Raw genomic sequence first — 17,962 nt, forward strand, 5'->3', positions numbered from 1 at the left:
ATGAATGAGCTGGATCTCTTCATCTCTCAGGTGCTGTGGGAACTACACTCGACGGTTGAGTGGATGCTGCATTCCTTCAAGGGAACCGTCTCCCTGTTGCCGTTGCTGATTCTCTTTGAACTGCCGCTGGCGGCCATCGTGATTACTGGCATGGTCGGACATCTTCGTAACCGTGGACGTGGCGGTCCGCATGATGCTGATGCCATGCCCCAGCGCTATCCGTCAGTCAGTTGTCTGGTGCTGTGTTACTCGGAGGGAGAAGGCGTTGCCGAAAGCGCTCAAACCTTGCTACATCAGGAATATCCCGGCCATGTAGAAGTCATCATGGTGATTGATGGCGCGACGGCCAATCAGGCCACTCTGCTGGCGGCGCGGCGTCAGGCCGCGGCGTTTCGTCGACTGCCCAACCGTACGCTGCGAGTGATTCCCAAGTGGCAGCGGGGTGGGCGGGTTTCCTCGCTTAACACTGGGCTTGGTTTTGCCACCGGCGAGCTGGTGTATGCATTGGATGGCGATACCGGTTTTGCGCCTGACATGATCACGCGCAGCGTGGTGGTGTTTGAGGACCCTGATGTGTTGGCCGCCGCGGGTAACCTGCGTATCCGCAATCGCACCAAGTCGTTGGTCACTCGCCTTCAGTCTCTTGAGTATCTGCTGTCCATCGAATATGGCCGTACCGGCCTTGCCCGCTGGAACCTGATCAACAATATCTCAGGGGCTTTCGGCATCTTCCGAACCGATATCGTGCGTCAAGTCGGCGGCTGGGACACGCATACCGCAGAAGATCTCGATCTCACACTGCGCCTCAAGCAGTACCAGCGTCGCCATCCGCACATGCGCTTGGCATTCATTCCGGACGCCATCGGCTATACCGATGGGCCAGAAACAGTACGGAGTCTGGCCAGTCAACGCATGCGCTGGGAGGGGGATCTTTACTTCGTGTACCTGCGCAAGCACTGGCGCGGGATTCGTCCTCGTCTGATGGGCTGGGCAGGCACCCTCTTTACGCTGACATATGGATTGGTCCAGAGCGTGGCGCTGCCCTTCGTCATCGGAGGATATGTGGTGTGGTGGTATGCCACTCAGCCGCCGGTGTATGCAGTGACCATCAGTGTATTGCTGTACTTGATCTATCTCGTGTTGTGCAGCTGGTATGCCTTGGTCGGCTTTTTGTGCGTCAGCCGCGATCCACGCTCGACATTGCGCGACATGGCCTGGTTACCGGTCATTCCTCTGTATCAATTGGCCCTGCGTCTGCTTGCGCTTGTCGCGATTCTCAATGAAATACTGCGCCGTAGCCACGAAGAAACCAGCATGGCCCCATGGTGGGTCCTGCGCCGAGGAAACCGCTTCTGATGGATATTCGTTTCGACCCTGAAAAATCCCGCCATCCTGACCAGCAGAATGGCCTCAAGGTACCTTATGCGAAAGTACGCCGTGGAGGTGGACGTTGGCGCTGGTTTGGCCTGATGGCATTGATCCTGGTACCAGTGATCGCCTTTAGCTGGTATGCGCTTCGCGATCGCGTGTTGCTGGTGGCGCCTGCGGTATTGACCCACTCACCGCTAGTGATCACCAGCCCACGTGATGCTCGGGTCGTGGCAGTGCCACAGGGGGGCCGGTGAGAAGGTTTCCAAAGGAAAATCATTATTCTTGCTTGAAGACTCAGCCCTCATCGCGGATCAGAAAGCGCTTATGGACATACTCGCGACGCTACCTGCCAAAGGCGCTCAGGAGCAAAGTGAATCATTGATCGATACTGCTCAGCGCCGCGTGGCGAATGCGCAATCTTCGCTGACATTTCAATCGAGCTTGGCAGACAAGTTTGATGCGTTCAGACGTCAAGGCGAAGTGCCATTGACCGATCTGGCGAGTATTCATGTGTCGCGGGCCAGTGCTCAGGATCAGCTGTCACAGTCTCAGGAAAACCTGTTGATACAGCAGCGTGAAAAACTGCGTGCCGAACTCACTGGGCCAGTCGTCCAGCGTCGTCAAAATCTGACACGACAGCTGGCGCAGCTTGAAGCCACCATCGCTGAGCTGAATATCGATGCCCCTCAGCAAGGTTTATTGGCCAAGACGTATGTGCAGGCAGGCCAGCGAGTCAGTGCCGGTGAGTCGCTGGGCGTATTGGTGCCAGCGAATGCGCCGGAGTTACATGCTTATTTCTCCCCAAAGTATGTGGGCAAGGTGGCAGTAGGCCGGATTGCGGAGGCGCATTTTTCCGATGGGCATAGCGTTTTGGCGCGTATCGTCGCACCGCCTGAATTGACGCAGAAGTTGCCGTCGCAGTTGGCAGGGCCCTTTGATGGCAACCAGGCCATGCTGGAAGTGAGATTGACGCCGCTCGAAGAGATTGATCTTCAGCATGATGTGGAAGGTTTGCCGCTGGAAATTCGGCTGCGCTCACCCTCGGCACTGTGGGGCAGCTGGGGCGATGATGCCTCGATGGATGAGGCATCCGTGCGCCGATGAATTACGGGAAAAGTCCCAGTTGTTGAGCGTCTTCGGGTGCCTTGAGGCGCACGCCGACGCCCAGAAGTCTCACCGGGCGTTGGCCACGCAACCAGGCCTGCTCCATCAGGATGGCAAAGCTTGCTGTGCTGGGTAGTGACGTGCTCGAGGCGGGCAGTGCGCTTTCAAGCGTCGTACTGGTGAAGTCATTGAAGCGTACCTTGACGAACTGCTTGGCCAGTATGGGCTTGTCATGGCGTGCATGGCGTTGCGTCAGTCGCTCCAATAGCGCAGGAAGATATTCGAGGCACGCGGTCATGTCTGGCAGGTCATGGTCATAGGTGTGTTCGACACTGATGGATTTGCGTTCGTGTTCGACTCTGACCGGGCGGTCATCGATGCCATGCGCCAGTTCATGCAGGCGGGTGCCGAATTTTCCGAAGTGCTCGACCAGCGTGGTCAGCGGCGTCTCACGCATATCGTCACAGGTGGTGATGCCCAGCCGCGTCAGGCGAGCCAAGGTCGCGGGGCCAACACCATGTAATTTTCCGACAGGGAGCTGGCGGATGAATGCGTCACTGTTTTGTGGGGTGATCACCGTCAGGCCATCGGGCTTTTCCCAGTCGCTGGCGATCTTGGCCAGAAACTTGTTGGCGGCCACACCGATGGAGAGGGTAATGCCGGTGCGTTTGAGGGCTTCTTCCTTCAGCCAGCGCGCCATCCAGGTGGCGCTGCCCTGAAAGGCCGTCACGTCACTGACATCCAGATAGGCTTCATCCAGTGATAGCGGCTCTATCAGGGGTGTCAGCTCGATGAACAGGGCCTGAATCTCCTCGGAAATGGCGCGATAGCGCTCAAAATCCGGCGGCACCAGTATCAGCTGTGGGCACAAGCGTAGAGCACGTGCCGTCGACATGGCCGAATGGACACCGAAGGCGCGAGCAGGGTAGTTGCAGGTTGCGATAACGCCACGTTGTTCTGTGCGCCCACCGATGGCGATCGGCACATCGCGCCACTCGGGGTGGCGGAGCATTTCGACGGCAGCATAGAAGCAGTCGCAATCGGCGTGGAGTATCTTGCGCATCTACGCATGATGCAAAAAGACTGGATGGTTGTCCAGTAGTTGTCTGGCGGCACGTACCGCACTCTGATGCATTGCTGCCTTGTTCCTGTATCGCTTAATGACAACGACAACGCCCGGCAAGGAGGAGTGCTCTCCTTGCCGGGCGTTGTCGTTGTCGCGTTGTCTTGCCAAACCTGATGACGGTGGCTCACTGAACCGAATGGCGTGTTACAGCGTCATCGAGGCGATCCAGCCAAACACGATCAGCGGAATGTTGTAGTGGATGAAGGTCGGCACCACGCTGTCCCAGATATGATCGTGTTGCTGATCGACATTCAGGCCGGAGGTTGGGCCGAGTGTCGAGTCAGAGGCCGGTGAGCCTGCATCACCCAGCGCTGCTGCAGTACCGATCAGGGCGACCGTCGCCAGCGGCGAGAAACCGAACTGCAGCGCAAGCGGAACATAGATGGCGGCGATGATCGGAATGGTCGAGAAACTGGAGCCGATTCCCAGCGTGATGAACAGACCGACGATCAGCATGACCAGCGCGGCCAGCGGCTTGTTGTCACCGATGATGTGGAAGGAAGTATCAACCAGTGTCTGGATATCGCCAGTGGCCTTCATGACCGAGGCAAAACCGGCTGCCGAGATCATGATAAAACCAATGAGTGCCATCATGCGCATGCCGGAAGTGAACAGATCATCTGCCTCGTTCCACTTGAAAAGCCCGCCGAGCGAGAGAATCGCAAAGCCGACCAGCCCACCCAGGATCATCGAACCTGAATATAACTGAATGGCCAGCGCCGCGACGATGGCGATGACAGCCATGATCAGACCGCTCTTCGTGGGAGCGTGCACCGGTGTGTGGTGAGGCACATTGGTAGACTTGATCTCGCGAGTCGCATAATCACGCGGCTTGCGATAAGAGACGAACAGTGCAGTCAGCAGGCCGAGAAACATGCCGCCGACGGGGATTGCCATTGCCATTGGCACCATGCCGCGTGTGACATTCAGTCCGAGTGCCTGGCCTGCATCATTGATATTGGCCAGCAGGATGTCGTTGAGGAAGATGGAGCCAAAACCGACCGGCAGCAGCATGTAAGGAGCCGTCAGACCGAAGGTCAATGCACAGGCAACCGCGCGACGATCAAGACGCAGGCGGTTCATGGCGACCAGTAGCGGTGGGATCAGGATCGGAATGAAGGCAATGTGCACCGGAATCAGGTTCTGTGACGAGATGGCGACCAGTGTCACGCTACCCAGCAGGCCGTATTTGATGGCTGTCTGGCGTCGTGGCGTGGTCTGGCCGCCGAGCATGCCGATCAGGCGGGCTGCGAGCATATCCGGCAAGCCTGAGCGCGACAGGGCCACGGCAAAGGCACCGAGAGTGGCGTAGGCTAGTGCGACCTTGGCGCCACCACCAACACCGTCGTTGAAGGCTGTCATGGTGTCGGTCAATGACAGACCACTGAACAGGCCGCCAACCAGAGCGCCAGCGACCAGCGCAAAGACGACCGAGACGCGGGCCAAGGATAGACCGACCATGACCAGGACGGCCAGAATTACCGCATTCATGCGAGTACCTCGTGAGATGTGAGTGCCTGAAACGCGAGATCGGCAGGGGTGCGTGGCCACCCTATCTCGGGCAATACCTCGCATGGTGTTCGACTGATGGCGTCATCCTGAAAACCATCAAAAACGGCGCGCCATCGTACCAGATGGGCGCGCCAAGCTGAATGACTGATGAACAGTGCATGCAGTTTTTGGTGCAGGTTGGCGCCGCTTGACAGCATTTTGTAGAATGCCGAGCTGCCCGGCGGCTGCAGTCGCAGGCGTTATTCAACAGGAGTGCGCATGCTGGAGCTGGAAAATGCCCGCGTAATTGGCATGGGGAATGATCGGCGCGTCTATCAAGACCCGCAGAATCCACGGCGCTGTATCAAGGTGCCACGCTATCCCGACAAGGGAAGTCGTCAGAATCAGCGCGAGCAGCGCTATTTCGAAGGGCTTGTCAGGCGTGGCATGCGTGACTGGACGCACGTACCGGCATATCACGGTAGCGTGGCGACTCATGAAGGGCTGGGCTTGGTGTTTGATCTGATACTCGACGGCGATGGCACTACCTCAAGGCGTCTGCGTGAGGTCTGCAAGGACAGCCCGGCGTCGCTGAGCGATAGCGAGCTGATAGAAGAGCTGGCAAGCCTCTATCATTATCTGGACAAGCGCTGGTTGATCCCCTCGGATCTGAATGATCGCAATGTCGTGGTGCAGTTCATCTCTGATCAGCCGCCACGTCTGTGGCTGATTGATGGCATCTCCAATCCTGACTTCCTGCCACTGGCCACAGGTGTCGCCTGGCTTGCTCGGCGCAAGATTGCGCGCCGCTATCGTCATTTTCTCAAGAAGTTGCTCAAGGGAGGGCAGCTCACGCCGGCGGACTATCAGCAACTTGAAGCTCGGTTATGGGGCGCCTGATTTCCAGAGCGCCTCCCTGGTCGCTGTCGATACTCACCCTAAGCCATTGGATGGCGAAGGGTGAGCATTGAAAACAATCACTGCCAATGCTCGCCAAGCATATCAGTCAGATATATCAGTCAGACACATCAACCCAGCATGTTAGTTCAGCGTGGTGAAGTGACTCGTCATGGCTCGGGTGATCTGTCGCAAGTCATCATGCGACGTAATATAGGCGGGCATCGTGTATAGCCAACGCCCGAACGGGCGTAGCCAGACACCTTGTGCACGTGCGTGTTCTTGAGCTCCCTCAAGACTCCTGGCGTCATGAACTTCAATGACCGCGGTTGCGCCAAGTACGCGAATATCGCGAATGGCGGGATGGGAGAAATCAAGCAGCTCTTCGCGCAGCACCTGATTGAGCTCGGCAATCTTGGCGAGATAATTATCTTCCTCGAAGACCTTGAGACTCTCCAGTGCCACTCGACATGCTAATGGATTACCCATGAACGTGGGGCCATGCATGAAAGCGGTATTGGCATCCTCGCCATCGAAGGCGTGGAAGATATGGCTTTGCGCGAGAGTGGCAGCATGCCCCAGATAACCGCCGGTCAATCCTTTTGACAACACCATGATGTCAGGCGTGACACTGGCATGCTCACAGGCAAAGAGTTTTCCGGTACGCCCGAAACCGGTGGCTACCTCATCGAAAATCAATACCACACCGAACTCGTCACACAGAGTGCGCGCTGCTTCCAGGTAGAACGGCGAGTACATGTTGAGTCCGCCCGCTGCCTGTAATAGCGGCTCCATCAATAGTGCGGCTATTTCATGGTGATGGGCTTCCAGACAGGCTCTTAGTCCGGCGATATCAGCTTCAACAGCTTCTCGAGAAGCCGTGAAGCCTGCTGTGGGTGCGGGGGCGAAGTAGTGCTTGGGAAGAAAGTCCGCGAATAGTGAGTGCATGCCTTCTTCGGGATCACACACCGCCATGCAGCCTGCGGTATCGCCGTGATATGCCTTCATCAGGGACAGCATGCGGGTGCGCCCTTTGGTGTCATCACGATCCTTGCGCTGCTGTTGATATTGCACGGCCATCTTCATGGCCACTTCCATTCCTACAGAACCGCTGTCCGAGAAAAAGACATGATTTAGCCCCGCTGGTGTAATACGTACCAGAGCCTCGGCGAGCTCCACGGCAGGGCGATGCCGTATACCGCCCAGCATGACATGGCATAGCTCAGCGGCTTGCGCTTGAATGGCGGAGACCAGGCGTGGGTGGCTATAACCATGAATCATGCACCACCAGGAGCATGTGGCATCCAGCAATGTTTCACCGCTGGCGAGAGTCATGCGGGGGCCTGCGCCACCGACTATCTCAAGAGGTGCCGCCATGGCCTGCATCTGCGTATAAGGATGCCAGAGTGCCTGCTGCGGAAGTGTCTGAGGCGTTAGCCGTGTCCGAGTACAGGGCATGTAAAGTCTCCAGCAAGAAAGAAAGGGAAAGATAGATCGTTCTTTGTTAACCATTTTATTCTATCAGGTTGACTGTTGATATAAAACGACGCTATATGGAGAAAGTCCTTTTCGGCGTAAACTAATTTGCTCATTTTTCTACTTTAGAAAGTTCTGCCATTGTAACGTAGAATGCATGCTTTTCATGAACGGCAAAGAAAGCTTCAGGCTTTGATGAACCGTAAATGAAAGAGAGAGTCTTCAGAGAGATGCCGGAAGGTCAGGCTGAATGAACATACTGTGAATGGGGATTGTGCATATCCAGTGAACTTTTAGGATAAGGTGCTCTCACAGCCTTAAAGCGAGAGATCCTGTCGTAGATACAATATCTTCTCTACCAAGAAAACCGTCTCGTAACCGCCGTGATTGATGATATGGGTTAATGACGCCAGTAGGTATTGAGTATTGTTTTGGAGAAGGCTATTGCAATACCATCAAATATTGCATATTTTTGAAACACGCTATTTAACGCTTCACGCTGCGGGTATCTCTGGTCTATAATCGCTCCTGTCCTTGTGCGGGTGCTTAACTGTCCCGAGTGCTCCGCACAAATCTTTCAGGTAGGTGATGATTTGTTTGTCAGGCGAATGAATATTTCCCCGACTAATTTTCAGAATAACCTTCCTGTGTCTTAACTGTCTGTCCCGACAAACTGGAGATGTCCATGTCCCTGCTAACTGACTTCATGCAGAAAGAACAAGAGCTCAAGAAACTTCAAGAGCAACTCGAAACCCTGCGCAATGATGATCGCCTGAAAAACGAACTTGAATTCAAGGACAAGCTGGATGCCTTGATGAGCGAGTATGGCAAGTCCACGCGTGATGTCATCTCTCTGCTGGACCCGAAGGCTGCCCAGACCCCGGCTGCTGCTGCCGCTGGTGAGAACAAGTCTGGTGGCGTGCGTCGCAAGCGCAAGCTCAAGATCTACAACAACCCGAACACGGGTGAAGTGATCGAGACTCGTGGTGGTAACCACAAGCAGCTGAAAGAGTGGAAAGAAGCTCACGGTGCTGAAACGGTTGAATCCTGGTTGGAACGCACCGAAAGCTAAGTTGTTCGCGCCTTGGGATGTGATCAATATCGCATCCGCGCTGATATTCTAAGCAGTATTCGAACATCAAAAAGCCCCGCGAATGCGGGGCTTTTTGATGTCTGGTGTCTTTACAGCGTTTCGTGCACTAGATCTTTCATGCACCTGAAAGTTTTCACGCTTTCAGGTGCATCCAAGTTCATGGAGTGCTTCGCGTTTAGCTGTCCAGTTGATTGAGATCAACCAAGCGGCCGATAGCGAGCACCTTGCCCGTCGGTTTGCCCGTCGGGGAGCCACCCTCTGGCTCCAGCGTCATTTCCAGCAGCTGGCCTGGGTTCATGCTGCCAATCTGCGCAGCGCTCAGCTCGATGCCTGCAACAGGATCTACCAGGCCCAACGAACGAGGACCTTCGGCTGGGTCGGTCAGCGTCCACAGTTCGATAACTCGATCTGATGGCCGCTCTATGTTGGCCTTGGGCGTCAACTGCAGCCCACCGGCAGTAGTGACATGCGCAACCCAGGTCGGAGTGCCCGGATCTTCCAGTGTCTGCAGAACAGCCACCATGCGCTGTTCAATGGTGTCGGGTGCCTGCACCGCCATATCAGGCGTGCCGGTATCAATACCTTCCTGAGGCGCAAAGGGACCAACCTGCATCGCAAGCGCGAGTGCCAGACCTGCACCCAGCCCAAGGCCGATGCCGCCTCCCAGCCAGCGCACAAGCCACGACGGCTGACGCGTTTCTGTACGGCTCGTCGGTGCCGAGGCTGGCGCTTGCTTCAGGCGTGTAAGACTGGCATCAATACGCTTCCAGAGAGAATCGGAAGCTGGTTCCGGCGGAAGGCGATCACTGACACTCAGCCAGTGTTGCTGCCAGCGAAGCGCCATACGAGCGGCTTCATCATCACGGGCGATCCAGGCACGTATTTCTTCTTCTCGTTCAGGATCCAGCAGGCCAAGCGTATGCTCACCCAGCAACAGGTTCTGCTCTTCTGGCGTATCAGGAATAAGGGAAGTGTTCATCGTGACAGGCACTCCTGCAGTAGCTTGAGTCCGGCGCGAATGCGTCCCTTGATAGTGCCGAGCGGTGAGCTCATTTTCTCTGCGATCTGCTCGTGGGTCAGCCCTTTGAAGAAGGCCAGCAATATAGGCTCACGACGAGGCAGTTCAAGTTCACCGAGACAATCGCTGAGCTGATGGGCTGTCTGGGTGTTATCTGCGGCAGCTTCGGGGTTGGCGAGTAGATCCGCCAGGGTCTCAAGCGCATCGCTGTTACCACGCGGTGTACGCCCCTGAGCGCGTAGCTGATCCAGCGCACGATAGCGTAGAATGCTGAACAGCCAGGCACGACCATTCCCCAATTCTCGTCGATATTGCCCAGCGTTGGACCACAGCTTGATGAAGGCATCGTGAACGGCATCTTCGGCCTGATCACGGCTTCCCAGCAAACGCATGGCGAGCGCTAGCATACGACCCGATTCCAGATCATAGAGACTACGAAAGGCGGACTCTTCGCCACGGGCACAGGCTTCGATAGCGCTGGCGTGGTCGAAGGTGTCCGGTTCCTGCGGACTGGCAGACGGTGTGTGTGCTGGCATGGTGGTGCCGGCTCCTCTGGGTGGAGATCCATTGTTCAAGTGACGGTAGTCGCACCCTTGGGCGATGGCAAGCTGCATGAGCAGGTACTCCTGAAAGCAAGGCACAGGCGACGGTGAGTTCTCGAGAGCCAGCGGGCGCCAAGAACAAGGTGCATCGAGAATCAATGACATCGAAAACACAGCCGCACAGGACATGAGGGACTGATGGATTAACGCTCATGCGCGGAAGATGGATGTATGGGGAGTCGATGTTATGCAACATCGAGCGGAGGGGGGGGGGAGGCGACGTGAGACAAGAACCTCTACGGAAGAAGGGCGCATTGCCGCCTGTACAGGGAGTCCGCATAATGGCCCGCATGACAGCCGGGGAGGCGCAATGGAGCAGACATTCAATACGATCGGCGTGATCGGCCGGCTAGGCAGTGCTCAGGTAGTGGACACGCTCAAGCGCCTGATTCGCTTTTTGGACGCCCGTGGGCTCGCCATGGTGATCGAAGAACGCACCGCCACGCTGTTGCTGGACCATGGCCTGGAAGTGGGTAGTCGCCGCCAGATAGGCGAACGCTGTGATCTGGTCATCGTTGTCGGCGGTGATGGTAGTTTGCTGGGCGCCGCACGCGCGCTCTGTCGTAGTGGCACCCCGGTTCTGGGAGTCAATCGTGGACGGCTGGGCTTTCTCACCGACATTCGACCCGATGAGCTGGAGCAGAAAGTCGCAGAAGTGCTCGAGGGCCAGTACCTCAGTGAGCAGCGCTTTCTGCTGGAGGCAGAGGTGTTTCGTGATAACGAGAAGATAGGTGCTGCAGATGGTTTGAATGATGTTGTGCTGCATCCCGGCAAGGCTGCACGCATGATCGAGTTTGAGCTCTTCATCGATGGACAGTTCGTCTACTCGCAGCGCTCTGATGGCCTGATTGTCGCAACTCCGACAGGATCAACGGCCTATGCGTTGTCAGGTGGCGGTCCGATTGTGCACCCTCGCCTTGAGGCCATCACGCTGGTACCGATGTTCCCGCATACGCTGTCCAGTCGCCCGATTGTCATCGACGCGGCCAGCGAGATCACGCTGCATATCAGTGCCAGCAACTCGACCTATCCGCATATCAGCTGTGATGGTCAGACGCAGGTGGTCGCCAAGCCGGGAGATGTGCTAAAGATCCGCCGCAAGCGCGAGCGCCTGACACTGATTCATCCGCTGGAGCACAACTATTTCGAGATCTGTCGTACCAAGCTCGGCTGGAGCAATCGCCTCGGCGAATGACATCAAGGCTCACTGCATGAATAAGTTTGTGACGCCACAAGATGGCTATGACCTGATCGGTGATGTACATGGCTGCGGCGCTACATTGGCGACGCTGTTGGAAACGCTCGGCTATCATCTGATCGATGGGGTTTATCGTCATCCGACGCGCAAGGTGATTTTCCTCGGTGATATCATTGATCGTGGTCCGCGTATTCGGCTAGCGGTTCAGCTGGCTAGTCGTATGGTAGATGCTGGCGAGGCGCTGATCGTGATGGGCAATCACGAATACAATGCATTGGCGTACTGTCGGCGTGCTCGTCAGCACAAGGGCGAAGAGCACCGCGATTTTCTGCGCCCCCACACGTCACGGCATAACCGCATCATTCGTGAGACGCTGGAACAGTATCAGCATCATCCTGATGAATGGGATGAAGCACTGCGCTGGTTCATGCGTATGCCGTTGTGTCTTGATCTACCACCGCTAGCTCCGGGCAAGAGCGGGCTGCGGGTGGTTCATGCTTGCTGGGATGAGTCGTTGGTGCGTGCTTTCCTGGAGCGCTACCCCGACGGGCGTATCGATGAAGATTTTCTGCATGACTCCATTGATTCCAACAGCTTTGCCTGGCGTGTACTGGAGCGACTGACGCGTGGTGCGAGTCTACGCCTGCCGGAAGGCATCGAGATTCACTCCGGCGATGGCTTTACGCGGCGCAGTTTCCGCACGCATTTCTGGGCACGCGAACCGCGTACCTATGGTGATGTCGTCTTTCAGCCGGACAATCTGCCGGGCGAATTGGAATCGCGCTGGTTGAGTGATGACGAGCTTTCGAACCTGCCCTATTACGGGCCAGAGCAGCCGCCGTTGTTCCTTGGGCACTATTGGTGCGAGGGTCTGCCAGCGCTGCCTGCGCCTAACATTGCCTGCCTGGATTACAGCGCCGTAAAGTTCGGTCGACTGGTGGCCTATCGCTTCAGTGGTGAAGCAACATTGGACGCTGAAAACTTTGTTTGGGTGCCGGTCCCACGTGAGCCCTCTCGGCGACCACTGCCTGAAGAGCTACCGGTTGATGCATTGGCAAGTCGAGGCCCAAGCCATGATGAGCCTGCGGAGTAGTCAGTGGTAGCGTAGAGTGTTGGAATCGTCGTATAGGATTTTTTAAAATATTGGTTGCTGTTGATTGCTTTTTTCAATCGTTATTCAGTGAACCATTCACTGTTGGCGTACTCTGAGTAAGTGTTCCCTTGAATGATCCCTTGCTCAGTCCGGTGGCCCCCCACCGGGCTTTTTTTATGCCTATCTGCTGACAATCTGGGACGATATGCTGATGTCTCGCCCGTCATGTCTTCTTTCTGCGTCGCGGCAGCACGTCGACGGTGCATTACTACTTGTTAAGTACTGCTAAGGGCACTGCATGTTCAAGGTTCTGACGTTACCGCAGACGTTTGATAGCCGCTCATTGCGCGAAGCGTTGTGGGCAGAGGGAATTGGTCATCAAATTACGCACGACGCTGACGCGTCGCCAGGTGTCGACGAGGTCAAGCAAGTGCTGTGGCTGGCTGACCCTGAAAAGTTGCCTATCGTGGTTGCGATGTTGGAACGCCATTCGAATGGCGAACCGCTGCGCGATGCTGATTCGGCCACTACTCGCTCATGTGGCGTGAAATCCACCGGCCTCTGGCCTCTCGTGCGTCAGACACCGTTAACCTGGCTGGTAGGCCTTGCCTGCTGCCTGACCGTGTTGGCGCAGTACTCGCTCGGTCAGGCCGCTGTCTTTCAGTGGCTGGCGATCGTGCCTTTTGAATTGATTGACTCCCAGCACATTCGTCCAGAGACATTGTCGGCCACGCTATCTGGTGAATGGTGGCGACTGTGGTCGCCATCATTGATGCATTTCGGCGTGCTGCACCTTGTCTTCAATCTGCTGTGGCTGTGGGTCTTTGGACGACAGATCGAAGCCATTGATGGTCCTTGGCGTTTCGCTCTGGTGCTATTGATCAGCGGCATTGCTGCCAATCTGGCGCAATACGCGGTAGGCAGCGTGTTGTTTGGCGGTCTTTCCGGTATCGATTTCGCGGTCATCGGCTATGTGTTCATGGCGGCTCGTCGCCGTCCGGGGCTTGGCTATCAGATCCAACGCTCACTGATGATTTTCATGCTGATCTATCTAGTGCTGTGCATGACACCGCTATCGAGTGCTATCGGGCTTGGTGCCATTGCCAATGAAGCGCATCTAGGGGGCTTGCTGTCAGGCCTGGTACTTGGCTTTCTGCTACCGAGGCGCACGCGTAGGCAGGCAGCCAAGCGCTAGCTGAAATGCGTGGTTGGAGATACACGGCAGGTAGCCCAGGTGCTGTCATGGCTCGCATGCTGACAGCGGGGAAGATGACAGTGATAGAATGACGGCCATCAATCACGGTCTGCGACGGCAGCCGTGGCCCAGTATCAGGAGAGAAGCCATGAGCAACATGACCTTTGACGGCATGGTGGGACAGATGACGCCCGCTATCTATGAGAGCCTCAAGCAATCCATGCAGCTACGTAAGTGGCCGGATGGTCGAGTGCTGACGCCAGAGCAGGTCGAGCTGTGCATGGAAGCCGTCATCAAGTACGAAGCGCACAATAATGTACCGCCCGAGTCGCGAGTTGGTTTCATCGATAACGGCACCTGTGGCCCGCGTGATGATGAGCCTACTGAAAATAAGGCTACCAAGGATGAGCCGGAGCAGATCAAGTGGGTCAATTGACACTCGACGATGTGCTGGACGCAAACGAAGGCCAAGAGCGCAAGGCTAGCGACAGTGCAGAGCCTCGTACGCTGAGCGGTACGCTTGGCAAGATGGCGATTGAGCCGTCAGGCGAGCCGGTGGTGATCGATACCTCACCCGATGCCGTTGCTGGCCTGCGTGAGCGTGTGACTGCCAATTACGTCCTGCGTCTCGGTGATGAGCGCCAGCCTCTGAACGCTTATCTGGGCCAGCCGATACGCTTGACCTTCAGTGGCCAGATTCACTGTACACACTGCGGTCGCAAGACCAAGAAGAGCTTCGCGCAGGGCCATTGCTATCCCTGTTTTCGCAAGCTGCCGCAGTGCGATGGCTGCATCATGAAGCCAGAAACCTGCCACTTCGCCGAGGGCACCTGTCGTGACCCGGAGTGGGGCGAGCAGTTTTGTTTCCAGCCGCACATCGTTTATCTCGCCAATTCCTCGGGACTCAAGGTCGGCATTACACGTGCGACTCAGATGCCGACCCGCTGGTTTGATCAGGGCGCCATTCAGGCGCTACCGATTGTCGAGGTGTCCAACCGGCTACAGTCTGGGCTGGTCGAGGTATTGTTCAAGCAGGCGGTCAATGATAGAACCAACTGGCGCGCAATGCTGAAAGGCGATGTGGCTGAGCTGGATCTGGAAGCCGAGCGTGATCAACTACTCGCACAGATGGAAGATGGGCTGGCAGCGCTACAGGCACATTGTGGTGAGGGTGCCATTCGTGTGCTGAGAACGACGCCACTGGCGTTTGATTTTCCAGTACGTACTGCGCCCACCAAGGTCACGTCATTCAACTTTGACAAGACACCCGTCGTGGAAGGTGTGCTCGAGGGCCTCAAGGGTCAGTACCTGATTCTCGACACTGGAGTGATCAACCTGCGCAAGTTCACCGGTTATGAGGTAGAAGTCACGCTGGGCGAGTAAATATTGTCGTCACATTGACTCTTCTGACTCAACAATAACGCCCGCTCCCTCTTTGCAGGAGGAGCGGGCGTTGTTGCATTTGGCCCAAAGGATGAAATTTTTATTCCTTTTTGTTATGGTGTTTCCATAATTCAATTATAAATAATTATATAATATTGATAACAAAGGGACGGTGGCATGATCAAGAGAGCATTATTCGGCCTGCTAGGCGCGGTGGCATTGAGTACGGCGCTTGGTCAAGCACAAGCCTCCGATGACCGTAAGGTGATTCTCGGTACCAATAATTGGGCTGAGAACGTGGCTGTCGCCAATATGTGGAAACTGCTGCTAGACACGCGAGGCTATGACGTCGAACTGAAGTCCATTGGCAAGAGTGTATTGTTTGCCGGGCTTGCGACTCGTGATATCGATGTCACGCTGGAGTTGTGGCTACCTACGACAGATGCACCGTTTCTAGCGCCCTATGATGACGATATTGAAGTTCACGACATCTGGTACCGTGGTACTGGACTTGGGTTGGTAGTGCCAAGTTATGTGGATATTGATTCCATTGCGGACCTCAAGGGGCGTGAAGATGAATTCGCCTATAAGGGGCGGCCAACAGTGCTAGGCATCGATGCCGGATCTGCCATTGCTGCCTTGACAGATGATGCGATTGATCGCTATGAACTCGATATGAAGCAGGTCAATTCCTCGGAGCCCGCGATGATGTCGGCATTGAGTGATGCATATTCACGTCAGGCGCCGATGCTCGTGACGCTATGGAATCCTCATTGGGCATTCGCCCAATATGACCTCAAGTATCTGAAAGACCCTGAAGGTGTTTACGGCGATAATGAAGATATTTATTGGATGTCGCGTCTCGCGTTTGGCGAGGACTTTCCGAAGATCACACAGGTCTTGAATGCATGGGAAATGAGTGATGAAGAACTTGCCACACTGATGGCAGGGATCGAATCACGCGGTGACCCGGTGGAGGGCGCGCAGGCTTGGATTGATGAGCACCCTGCACAGATTGAACGCTGGTTGACGGCGGGTGGTCTCTGATAGGGCTGTCAGCATGGCTTAGCAGCATGGCCTGACATGATCGAAAGCCTGAATGCAGCACACCCGCCTGTCTAACATGGCGGGCGTGCTGCGCTCAGGCAAAGGCACAGAGTCGCTATCCTGAGTCATGATGGCCGGGAGGCTTGGCCCACCTAAGCTCAGGGGCGGTTTAGCTACGCACGAGTTAGCCAAGCACGGGCTGGCGTCGTGCCTGCATGCGTTCCAGGAAGACTTCCATCACGCGACGATAAAGCTCGCGACCGAGCACGACATCCTCAACGCCCGCATCCAGATTTGGATTGTCATTGACCTCGATGACCACGACGCGGTCCTCCAGCTGCTTGAGGTCAACACCATACAGACCATCGCCGATCAGGCGTGTCGCTTTCAGTGCGGCCTTGATGATGGCTAGAGGGGCTTCACTCGGATCTATCGTGGCAAAGCCACCGGAACGAGTACGCGCACCACTGTGGTCATAGATCTGCCAATGGCCGCGCGCCATGTAGTAGCGGCTGGCGAACAACACCTTGCCGTCGAGGACGCCGATGCGCCAATCGAATTCCGTCGGCAGCCACTCCTGCAACAACAGCAGTGCTGAGTCGTGGAAGAGGCGCTCGGCCTCACGCACCAGCGCTTCCGGGCCGTCAATCTTGACGATACCGCGGGAGAAAGCGCCATCGGGTACCTTCATCACCAGCGGATAGCGCATGTGCTGGCCACGCTCGGCCAGCTGACGAAGCTCACCGCGATGAATCAGGCGCCCTTGGGGCGCGCTCAGACCGCGTGCCTTGAGTAGTTCGTGCAGAAAGACCTTGTTGGTGCAGCGCAGAATCGACTGACTATCATCCATTACTACCAGCCCTTCGTACTCGGCACGCTTTGCCATCCGGTAAGTGTGATGATCAAGGCTGGTCGTTTCGCGGATGAACAGGCCATCGAATTCGGCCAGACGGCCCTCGTCACGGCGTGTGATCAGGCTGACATCAATACCCAGTCGTCGGCCCTCACGAATGAAGTGCTTGAGTGCCGTGCGATTGGAGGGCGGAAGTTCCTCTTCAGGGTCCACCAGCATCGCCAAGTCAAAGCGATAATGATGACGTGCCTTGGGCGTGCGCCATACCTTGCGCGAATGACGGTTTATCGCCTGTGCAAAACGGTCTTCATCGCACTCTGCCAGATGGCTCAGTGACTGAGGACGCACACGCTTGAGTATCCAGGTATCGCCACGCGCTTCCAGACGCACTTCCAGCAGCGGGCAGGGCAGTCGCTCGAACAGCTTGCGCCCCAGTCGCGACAGTGCAGGATCATCGCTTTCACCGAAGGTCAGCAGGAGATCAAGGCGTGCCCGCTTGCCCTCGATGAGTGGCTGACTGGCGGGGGCTGGCAGGGCACCCTTGCGCGTCAGCTCCTCAAGCAGCACGCGAATGCCGCCCAGCTCCATGTCGATCAGCGATTTACGCGATAGCTGATTGAGCGTCTCCACTGTCGGCAGCGCTTTCTGGCCGCGTGCCTGAGCCAGTAACGAGACGTAATAGCCGATACCCAGGTAGTCGAGACCCCCGCACAGGTTGATGACATGAGTCGCAGGCTGCGGCGCATCATCGCCCAGTGCCACGGCAGGTGCATCGCTTGAAAGCTCTGAGAGAAAATCATGGGCACTGATGACGTCGTCGCTGGGATAGAAAGCGCGCCAGTCGGAAACACGGTCAACCACAATACGCAGACGTGACATCTCAGAGCCTCGAAGGGCAGGCACCGAAGCGGTGCCGAATGCGCGCATCATGAAAAATAATCTCTGTCATCGCAATAGTCTGAAAGGTGAAATAATTTCATGCAATCAGGCCAAGACAAGACACGTTTGCATGGCC

Annotated in this window: 17 protein-coding genes; 11 read left to right on the forward strand and 6 right to left on the reverse strand. The window is 56.2% G+C overall.

Annotation, left to right across the window (positions count from 1 at the left end; translation table 11 throughout):
• The 3 genes from CFN46_RS06030 to CFN46_RS06040 are packed head-to-tail and all read left to right on the forward strand — an operon-like array spanning position 1 to position 2,475.
• The gene (locus CFN46_RS06030; RefSeq protein WP_088742953.1) at positions 1-1,356 is read left to right on the forward strand and encodes a glycosyltransferase family 2 protein; all 1,356 of its coding nucleotides are present in this window, start codon (positions 1-3) and stop codon (positions 1,354-1,356) included.
• Positions 1,356-1,625: a hypothetical protein gene (locus CFN46_RS06035; protein WP_088742954.1), complete on the forward strand. Its 270-nt coding sequence runs from the start codon at positions 1,356-1,358 to the stop codon at positions 1,623-1,625. Before CFN46_RS06030 ends, CFN46_RS06035 begins: the two co-directional genes overlap by 1 nt.
• 28 nt (positions 1,626-1,653) lie before the next feature.
• On the forward strand, positions 1,654-2,475 hold the full coding sequence (locus tag CFN46_RS06040; protein WP_088742955.1) for an HlyD family efflux transporter periplasmic adaptor subunit: 822 nt from the start codon (positions 1,654-1,656) through the stop codon (positions 2,473-2,475).
• Position 2,476: 1 nt separating this feature from the next.
• Here CFN46_RS06040 and dinB read toward each other — a convergent pair whose 3' ends face one another.
• A complete protein-coding gene (dinB, locus tag CFN46_RS06045; protein WP_024950934.1) occupies positions 2,477-3,538 on the reverse strand; it encodes a DNA polymerase IV in 1,062 nt (353 codons plus the stop codon).
• A 207-nt stretch (positions 3,539-3,745) separates the two neighbouring features.
• Positions 3,746-5,092, reverse strand: coding sequence for a Na+/H+ antiporter family protein (locus tag CFN46_RS06050; protein ID WP_024950933.1), 1,347 nt, complete (start codon positions 5,090-5,092; stop codon positions 3,746-3,748).
• A 279-nt stretch (positions 5,093-5,371) separates the two neighbouring features.
• Between CFN46_RS06050 and CFN46_RS06060 the strand changes: the two genes are divergently transcribed.
• A complete protein-coding gene (locus CFN46_RS06060) occupies positions 5,372-5,992 on the forward strand; it encodes a YrbL family protein (RefSeq protein WP_088742957.1) in 621 nt (206 codons plus the stop codon).
• A gap of 141 nt (positions 5,993-6,133) precedes the next feature.
• Here CFN46_RS06060 and bioA read toward each other — a convergent pair whose 3' ends face one another.
• Positions 6,134-7,447: an adenosylmethionine--8-amino-7-oxononanoate transaminase gene (gene bioA / locus CFN46_RS06065; RefSeq protein WP_088742958.1), complete on the reverse strand. Its 1,314-nt coding sequence runs from the start codon at positions 7,445-7,447 to the stop codon at positions 6,134-6,136.
• A 703-nt stretch (positions 7,448-8,150) separates the two neighbouring features.
• Between bioA and CFN46_RS06070 the strand changes: the two genes are divergently transcribed.
• Positions 8,151-8,537, forward strand: coding sequence for a histone-like nucleoid-structuring protein, MvaT/MvaU family (locus CFN46_RS06070; protein WP_024951767.1), 387 nt, complete (start codon positions 8,151-8,153; stop codon positions 8,535-8,537).
• Between the two features lie 196 nt (positions 8,538-8,733).
• Here the strand turns inward: CFN46_RS06070 and CFN46_RS06075 are convergent, their stop codons facing one another.
• Positions 8,734-9,537: an anti-sigma factor gene (locus tag CFN46_RS06075; RefSeq protein ID WP_088742959.1), complete on the reverse strand. Its 804-nt coding sequence runs from the start codon at positions 9,535-9,537 to the stop codon at positions 8,734-8,736.
• Positions 9,534-10,190, reverse strand: coding sequence for a sigma-70 family RNA polymerase sigma factor (locus tag CFN46_RS06080; RefSeq protein ID WP_024951765.1), 657 nt, complete (start codon positions 10,188-10,190; stop codon positions 9,534-9,536). Before CFN46_RS06080 ends, CFN46_RS06075 begins: the two co-directional genes overlap by 4 nt.
• Before the next feature lie 298 nt (positions 10,191-10,488).
• Here CFN46_RS06080 and CFN46_RS06085 point away from each other — a divergent pair, with 298 nt between their 5' ends.
• The 6 genes from CFN46_RS06085 to CFN46_RS06110 all read left to right on the forward strand — a co-directional run bounded on the left by CFN46_RS06085 (position 10,489) and on the right by CFN46_RS06110 (position 16,094).
• Positions 10,489-11,373 carry an NAD(+) kinase gene (locus CFN46_RS06085; RefSeq protein ID WP_024951764.1) on the forward strand — a complete coding sequence of 295 codons (885 nt, stop codon included), beginning with the start codon at positions 10,489-10,491 and terminating at the stop codon, positions 11,371-11,373.
• Between the two features lie 16 nt (positions 11,374-11,389).
• Complete coding sequence (locus CFN46_RS06090) at positions 11,390-12,469, forward strand: metallophosphoesterase (protein ID WP_024951763.1); 1,080 nt, start codon at positions 11,390-11,392, stop codon at positions 12,467-12,469.
• A gap of 298 nt (positions 12,470-12,767) precedes the next feature.
• Positions 12,768-13,664, forward strand: coding sequence for a rhomboid family intramembrane serine protease (locus CFN46_RS06095; RefSeq protein ID WP_088742960.1), 897 nt, complete (start codon positions 12,768-12,770; stop codon positions 13,662-13,664).
• 148 nt (positions 13,665-13,812) lie between these two features.
• Positions 13,813-14,100 carry a YeaC family protein gene (locus CFN46_RS06100; RefSeq protein ID WP_024951761.1) on the forward strand — a complete coding sequence of 96 codons (288 nt, stop codon included), beginning with the start codon at positions 13,813-13,815 and terminating at the stop codon, positions 14,098-14,100.
• A complete protein-coding gene (locus tag CFN46_RS06105) occupies positions 14,088-15,047 on the forward strand; it encodes a DUF2797 domain-containing protein (protein ID WP_246116509.1) in 960 nt (319 codons plus the stop codon). Before CFN46_RS06100 ends, CFN46_RS06105 begins: the two co-directional genes overlap by 13 nt.
• Before the next feature lie 177 nt (positions 15,048-15,224).
• Positions 15,225-16,094, forward strand: a complete 870-nt coding sequence (locus CFN46_RS06110) for a glycine betaine ABC transporter substrate-binding protein (RefSeq protein WP_088742961.1) — start codon at positions 15,225-15,227, stop codon at positions 16,092-16,094.
• Between the two features lie 184 nt (positions 16,095-16,278).
• On the opposite strand, the gene CFN46_RS06115 is transcribed toward CFN46_RS06110, so the two are convergent.
• Positions 16,279-17,826: a RimK family protein gene (locus CFN46_RS06115; protein WP_024951758.1), complete on the reverse strand. Its 1,548-nt coding sequence runs from the start codon at positions 17,824-17,826 to the stop codon at positions 16,279-16,281.
• Positions 17,827-17,962: the final 136 nt, after the last annotated feature.

Source organism: Cobetia sp. QF-1 (assembly GCF_002213105.1).
Taxonomy (GTDB): domain Bacteria; phylum Pseudomonadota; class Gammaproteobacteria; order Pseudomonadales; family Halomonadaceae; genus Cobetia; species Cobetia crustatorum.